Here is a 2,097-nt window from a genome sequence, read left to right as displayed (position 1 = left end):
GCGTCACGGAGACGGCGAGGCGGAGGCGGACGCCGTCGGAGGTCCAGCGGTAGCTGACGCCGAGCCCGAGGTCGCTCGCGGCGGGGGCGACGCGGGTGCGTACGGTCAGCGCGTCCTSGCCCAACTCCACGCCGTCGAGCCGGTGGTGGACGCGGTGGAGGCCGATGCGGCGCCACTGGTCGGCGACGGAGGGCTCGGGGTGCCAGGGCATGCCGTTGTCGTTGTCGGTGGGTGCCCGCCACACGTCCAGGCGCAGGTCACGGATGTCCAGGTCGCCGAGGGAGAGCAGGGTGCCGTGGCGGTCGAAGGCGGCGGGTCCGAGGGTGATGCGGCGGCCGTCGCGGGCGGGGGGTGTGCCGCCGGGGACGGACTGGATCATGCCGATCTCGACGGGCAGCTGGCCCCAGGCGACGACGTGTCCGCGCGGTGCCCACGCGGTGTCCTCGGCGAGGACGGCCCGTACGGTCCACTGGGTCTCGGCGTCCTTGCCGCGCGTCGGGGCGGGCGGAAGGCCGACGTCGGTCCGCTCGCCGGGCGCGAGGGGCGGCACGCTCAGCGTTCCCTCGGCGACGGGGGCGCCGTCCACCTCGTAGGACCAGGTGAAGGCGAGGTGGGAGAGGTCGGCGAAGTCATGGCGGTTGGTGATCCGGACGGTCCCCTCGGGCCCGTCGCCCTCGATGCGGACGGGCTCGATCACCTTCTTGTACTCGATGAGGCCGGGGGAGGGCGTACGGTCGGGGAAGACGAGGCCGTCGCAGACGAAGTTGCCGTCGTGGAGCTCCTCGCCGAAGTCGCCGCCGTAGGCGAAGCCGTGGTCGGGGTGGGCGATGCCGTGGTCGATCCACTCCCAGACGAAGCCGCCCTGGAGTCGCTCGTACGTCTCGAAGAGCCGCTGGTACTCGCTGAGTCCGCCGGGTCCGTTGCCCATGGCGTGCGCGTACTCGCAGAGGATGAAGGGGAGGCGGGCGCGCTCGTCGGGGCCGTGGTCCTCCCGCCGCCCGATCTCCTCGACCTCCTCGTGGTCGGCGTACATGCGGGAGTAGACGTCGACGTCGGCGCTCGACAGGTCGCCCTCGTAGTGGAGGAGACGGCTGCCGTCGCGGGATTTGATCCACCGGGCCATGGCGGTCAGGCCACGGCCCGCGTCGCACTCGTTGCCCAGTGACCACATGACGACCGAGGGGTGGTTCTTGTCGCGCTCGACCATACGGGCGGCGCGGTCGAGGAGGGCGGGGGTCCAGCGGTCGTCGTCGACGGGGTTGCCGCGCCAGTCCAGGGCGTGGAACCCGTGGGTCTCCAGGTCGCACTCGTCGATGACCCAGAGGCCGAGTTCGTCGCAGAGGTCCAGGAAGGCGGGGTGGGGCGGATAGTGACTGGTGCGGACGGCGTTGATGTTGTGCCGCTTCATGAGCAGGATGTCCGCGCGCATGGTCTCGGCGTCGAGGGCGCGGCCGGTCTCCGGGTGGAACTCGTGGCGGTTGACGCCCCGGAAGAGGACGGGGCGTCCGTTGACCTTCATCAGCCCGTCTTCGAGGACGACCGTGCGGAAGCCGACGCGGAGGGGGACGCGTTCGCCCAGGGTGGCGAGGATGCCCTCGTAGAGCCGGGGGGTCTCGGCGGTCCAGGGCTCGACGGGCACGGTGACGGATTCACCGGTGGCGATGTCGACGCCGAGTTCGGGGACGGTGACCCGGCCGGGGACGTCGGTCTCGACGCGGAGGGTGCCGGTTCCGGCGCGGTGGTCGTACCAGGCCTGTACGTGATGGTCGCCCGGGGAGCCTTCCGGGCGGTGCAGAAGGGTGACGTCGCGGAAGATGCCGGGGAGCCACCACTGGTCCTGGTCCTCCAGGTAGGACCCGGAGGACCACTGGTGGACGCGGACGTCGAGGACGTTGCCCGTGGGGCGCAGCAGCTCGGCCACGGCGAACTCGTGGGGGAGCCGGGAGCCCTTGAAGCTGCCGAGCTCCGTGCCGTTGAGCCGGACGCGGGCGAAGGACTCGACGCCGTCGAAACGGAGGACCGTCTCGCCGGACGCGGGCCAGTCCGCGGGGAGGTCGAAGGTGCGGCGGTGGTCGGCGGTGGGGTTCTCCGTGGGGA

1 protein-coding gene is annotated in these 2,097 nt (G+C 72.0%); it reads right to left on the bottom strand.

Going from position 1 to position 2,097, the window contains the following annotated elements; all coding sequences use genetic code 11:
• Positions 1–2,097, bottom strand: a 2,097-nt coding sequence (locus tag AB8Z36_RS38995; protein ID WP_369218099.1) for a glycoside hydrolase family 2 TIM barrel-domain containing protein, incomplete at both ends; no start/stop codon positions are given.

Source organism: Streptomyces flavofungini (genome assembly GCF_041028215.1).
GTDB lineage: Bacteria > Actinomycetota > Actinomycetes > Streptomycetales > Streptomycetaceae > Streptomyces > Streptomyces flavofungini_B.
Note: the sequence above shows the minus strand (reverse complement) of the source record. Positions and strands in the feature narration are given on the sequence as shown.